The following is a 4,582-nucleotide window of genomic DNA, read 5'->3' as shown; positions in this document are numbered from 1 at the left end:
GAGACTCGAGGACGAGGCCCGCGAGGATGCCGAGCGCAAGGCCCGGCGCCGTGCCGTGCGAATAGCCGCCGACCCCTTGCGAAAGGCTGTCGCCGGCCAGCGCGAAGAGGCGGTGGGAGGCCGGCAGGTCGCCGACGAGCCCGATGGCGCCTGCCGGCATCTGCTGCGACGCGTTGCCGATCGAGCCGGACACGGCCTTATCGCCGAGATCGACGCCTTCCTCCATGTGGCCGACATAAGCGCCGCGGAAGGCGTCCGTGTAGTACCAGCGACCGCCGGACGGGACGCGCCCATACGTGCGGATCCAGAAGACGCCGGCCGGAACCGTGAAGCCCGTGGCCTTCTCGGACTTCGCGAGGATCGTGCCCGGCGCCACCGTGACGGGCGCCCCCATGTCGCGGATCGTGCCGTCCGGCAGTTCGATCGCGCTGTGGTAGATCGCCTCGTTCGGATAGTCGTACTCGGCGCCCGAGTTGTAGTAGAAGCCGGTATAGGCGACCTCCGGGTTCGGGATCGGCACCGGCGTGTAGAACCGCTTGCGGACGTTGAACGTCGTCTTCGTGCCGTCGGACGGGCGGATCTGGTTGCCTTGGTCGCCGCCGAAGCCGGCCAGGCGCCGGACGGTGTCGCCGCCGGTCGCACCGGCCTCCGTCGCGGCGACCCTGAGGCTCGCCGACGTGATCTCCGCGCGGGCCGCGATGCGTTGTCCGGCGGCCGGCGCTGAGGCGAAGGCGAAGGCCCAACGCCCCTCGGCCGAGGTCGTCGCGCTGCCGGCGGATGCCCCGTCGAGGAGGACGGTGACGACGGCGCCGGGAGGGGCCCTGCCGGTCGCGGTCCGCGACGGCGGATCGTAGGCCGGCCGCGACAGGGCGGATCCGCCGCGGGCGGAAAGAAGAAGACCGATGCCGAGGCCCGCCATCACGCCATGCCCACGATCTGGCCGGCAGTCGTGCCGGTGGCGAGGATGCGGGCGACGCGGATCGGCAGGCCCGTCCCGTCGGCGAGGTTGCGGAACACCACGGTCTCGCCGCTCGATCGGTCCTGCACGGCGAGGTCGCCGCCCTGACCGACGAAGACGCCGGTGGTCACGAAAGCGAGGTCGAGACTGTCGCTCGGCACCACGGCGAAGATGCGGGTCGCCGGGCCGTCGGCGGTCGGGGCGTTGCTCGAATAGGGGTCTTGGGCTGCCATCGCGCTCTCCTTGGAACGCCGGCAGGCTAGAGGTGGGGCGGGAGGGCGGGGAGAAACGGGGGAGGGGCGCCCCCGCCGGGGGAGCCTTGCCACCTGCGAAGGCGGGGTCGGCCGCTTTGGTGCGCCGCCGCCCGGCGGCCGGTCAGGCCGCGGCGGTGCCGGGCCGTTTCCTGCGCATCTCCGCCAGCGCCGCGCGCACGGCGGCGAGGAAGACCTGCGGCTTCAGCTCGCCGCGCGCCGTCAGCGCCGAGCCGACGGCGAGCTTGCGCACGAGGGCCGCACGTAGGGCCGGAATGCGCCCCGCATGGCGCGCGATCACCAGAAGTCCGGACGGGTAGTACTTGGCGCGGATCGCCGTGTTGCGGTCGCGGTGGCCGATCGAGGCGAGCGGCATGAAGCGGACCTGGCGGCACGAGGCCAGCGCCCGCAGCGCGTAGTCCGTGTCCTCCGAGCCGTTCAGCCGGGCGCCGACGCCGAGCTCCGGGTCGAAGCCGCCAATCTCGCGCACGATCGCTGAGCGGAACACCATCGTGTTCGAGGAGGCGCGCCGCAGGACGTCCTGAACCGAGGCGTCGCGCTCGAGCGCGCCGTTCACCGGCACGGGGGCGGACGCGTAGTCGCAGAACCAGAAGTCGAGATCGGCTTGGGAGGCGAAGGCGTCGTGGATGTGGCCGAGCACGCCGTCGGGATACCAGCAGTCGTCGTCCGGGAAGGCGACGATCTCGTCGCCGTCCATCCAGCCGAGGCGGCGTCCCTCGGCGAGAAGGGTGTTGCGCGCGGCCGACAGCGAGACGAGGCCGGGCACGGTCAGGAGCGTCACGAGGCCGGCATCCTCCGCCGGCACGAGATCGCCGGGCGCCGTCGTGCAACACTGCAGCAGGATCATCAGCCGCAGCTCGATGTCGGGCCGCGCCCGCGCGGCGGCCGAAACCGACGCGATCATCCGCGACAGGGCGTCGGACCGGCCGGACGAGAGGTTCGCCGTGCTGAAGAGGTTGACGGTCATGAACGCTTGGGCTCCTGGCGCGGATGTCGGGCGGGCGAAGGAAGGCGGGGCATGCGAGGATCGGTCGGCCGAGGGGACGTCCTGCGGCCGTTCCAGGCGTCAGCTGTTCCGGTCGGTCCGGCAGGGCAGGACGCCGTCGTCCACCAGCCGCTTCATGATGTTGGGCACGACGATCGAGGTGGCGCTGCCCGGCGTCGGGTGGGCACCGTCGACGATCGCCAGATAGAGCGCGTCGGCGCCCATCGCGTTCCAGGCCGGACGGTGGTCGATGTGGCTGGCGCCGAGCTCTTCGGCGAGCCGGCGATGGGCGTCCTCGTAGCGGTCGCGGAACGGGCGCGCCCACGACCGGCGGCCGCTGATCGGGTTCATCGACATGACGTAGACGAGGATGCCGGGGTTCTGCCGGCGGAACGCGGCGACGATCGCGCGCATGTTGGCAACGCTTTCGTCGACGCCGATCCACTTGTTGAGCGCGGCGTCGTTGACGGCAAATTCCAGGAACACGATGTCGGGTCGCGTGGCGGCGACCGCGTCCACCGCCCCCGCGCCCCAGTCAGACGCGGCCCCGGCGAGGCCGTCGTTCGTCACGTCGACCGGCGCGCGCGTGCAGGCCCCGATCGCGGCGGCGAGCGGCGCCTGCCATCCGCCGTTGGCCGTGAGGCTCGTGCCGAAGGTCGAAATCCGCAAGGTCCGCTCCTCGGCACCGGCCGGATGCGCGCAGGAAAGGGCGAGCGAAAGGGCCAGACCCCGTCCGAGCGCGCGGCAGACTGCAACCATCACGTCCGGCCTCCGGATCGGGGGCCCGCCTGCTGCGGCGGCAAGGCGCGCCCGTCCCGTCTCGTCAGGCCGAGCGCGCGAGGGGCTCGGCGGCCGGCGCCTGAACGCTGCCGCGGCCGATCGAGTGATACTCGAAGCCGGCCTCGGCCATCGTCTCCAGCGAGAACACGTTGCGGAAGTCGACGAGGATCGGGTTGCGCAGGGCGGCGCGGTAGCCGTCCAGCGGGAAGCGCACGAACTCGTCCCATTCGGTGGCGAGAACGCACAGATCCGCCCCGTCGATCGCGTCCTGCATCGTCGGGCAGTATTCGATCGCATCGCCCAGCATCTCGCGGGCGTGGTCCATGCCCTTCGGATCGAAGGCGCGCACGATGGCGCCACGCTGCGTCAGCTGCTCGGCGACCAGCACCGCGACGCTGTCGCGTACGTCGTCGGTGTTGGGCTTGAAGGTCAGGCCGAGGAGGGCGATCGTGCGACCGTCCACCGAGCCGCCGGCGGCCTGGATGACCTTGGCGACCATGCGGTGCGGGCGCGAGCGGTTGACGGTGATGACGGCCTCGACGATCGTCGCGGGGCTGAGCGCCTTCTCGCCGATGTGGACCATGGCGAGCGTGTCCTTCGGGAAGCACGAGCCGCCGTAGCCGGGGCCGGGCTTCAGGAACTCGCGGCCGATGCGCTTGTCCGAGCCCATGCCGCGCGAGATCGCGCCGATGTCGCCGCCGACCTTCTCGCAGATATCGGCCATCTCGTTGATGAAGGACACCTTGGTCGCCAGGAACGTGTTGGCGGCGTACTTGATGAGCTCCGACGAGATGATGTCGGTGGAGATCAGCTCGAAGCCCTGGTCGGTGAAGGGGCGATAGAGCGCCTCGAGGCTCTCGCGGGCCCGCGCGCTGTCGGTGCCGATCACGATGCGGTCCGGCTTCATGAAGTCGGAGACCGCGTTGCCCTCGCGCAGGAACTCGGGGTTGGAGGCGACGTCGAAGTCGAGGCCGGGATTCTCGCGCTCGATGATGCGGCGCACCTCGTTGCCGGTGCCGGCCGGCACGGTCGACTTGGTCACCACCACGGCATAGTGGTCGAGGTTGCGGGCGATGTCGCGGCTCGCGGCATAGACGTATTGCAGGTCGGCATTGCCGTCGAGCTTGCGGGTCGGCGTGCCGACCGCGATGATGACGATGGCGGCTTCGCGCAGCGCCTCGGCGATGTCGGTGGTGAAGGTGAGGCGGCCGGCCTCGGCATTGCGGACCACGACCTCGTCGAGACCCGGCTCGTAGATCGGGATGATGCCGGCCTTCAGCTTCTCGATCTTGGCTTCCACCTGATCGACGCAGGCGACGCGCCAGCCCGATTCTGCGAGGCACGCGCCGGAGACGAGCCCGACATAGCCGGTTCCGATCACGGCAACCTGAGGCGCCGAGCTTGCGGCATTCGACATATCCAGCATCGGACCGATCCATCACGTTCGAGCTGCAGACCGCGCCGGAGTTCGCCGCCGGTCGATATGCAACTACAGGATAACGAACCCATGTTTCACGTCGTCCTTTGCAATGCAAGAAAAGGAACGTGACAAGGTTTCCGCCGGGTTCGGCATGAACCCGGCAGACG

At 70.4% G+C, this 4,582-nt stretch carries 5 protein-coding genes; all 5 read right to left on the bottom strand.

Features of this window, described 5'->3' with window-relative positions:
- Window positions 1-919, bottom strand: a 919-nt coding sequence (locus QZ753_RS14550; RefSeq protein WP_294644589.1) for a hypothetical protein, incomplete at its 3' end; no start/stop codon positions are given.
- Window positions 919-1,191, bottom strand: a complete 273-nt coding sequence (locus tag QZ753_RS14545; protein ID WP_294644587.1) for a hypothetical protein — start codon at window positions 1,189-1,191, stop codon at window positions 919-921. The genes QZ753_RS14550 and QZ753_RS14545, both read right to left, overlap by 1 nt.
- Before the next feature lie 142 nt (window positions 1,192-1,333).
- A complete protein-coding gene (locus QZ753_RS14540) occupies window positions 1,334-2,197 on the bottom strand; it encodes a hypothetical protein (protein ID WP_294644586.1) in 864 nt (287 codons plus the stop codon).
- 99 nt (window positions 2,198-2,296) lie between these two features.
- Complete coding sequence (locus QZ753_RS14535; protein ID WP_294644593.1) at window positions 2,297-2,974, bottom strand: SGNH/GDSL hydrolase family protein; 678 nt, start codon at window positions 2,972-2,974, stop codon at window positions 2,297-2,299.
- 64 nt (window positions 2,975-3,038) lie between these two features.
- Window positions 3,039-4,421, bottom strand: coding sequence for a UDP-glucose/GDP-mannose dehydrogenase family protein (locus tag QZ753_RS14530; RefSeq protein WP_294644585.1), 1,383 nt, complete (start codon window positions 4,419-4,421; stop codon window positions 3,039-3,041).
- Between the last annotated feature and the right edge of the window lie 161 nt (window positions 4,422-4,582).

Origin of the sequence: uncultured Aureimonas sp. (assembly GCF_913775355.1) — a bacterium.
Lineage (GTDB): Bacteria > Pseudomonadota > Alphaproteobacteria > Rhizobiales > Rhizobiaceae > Aureimonas.
Note: the sequence above shows the minus strand (reverse complement) of the source record. Positions and strands in the feature narration are given on the sequence as shown.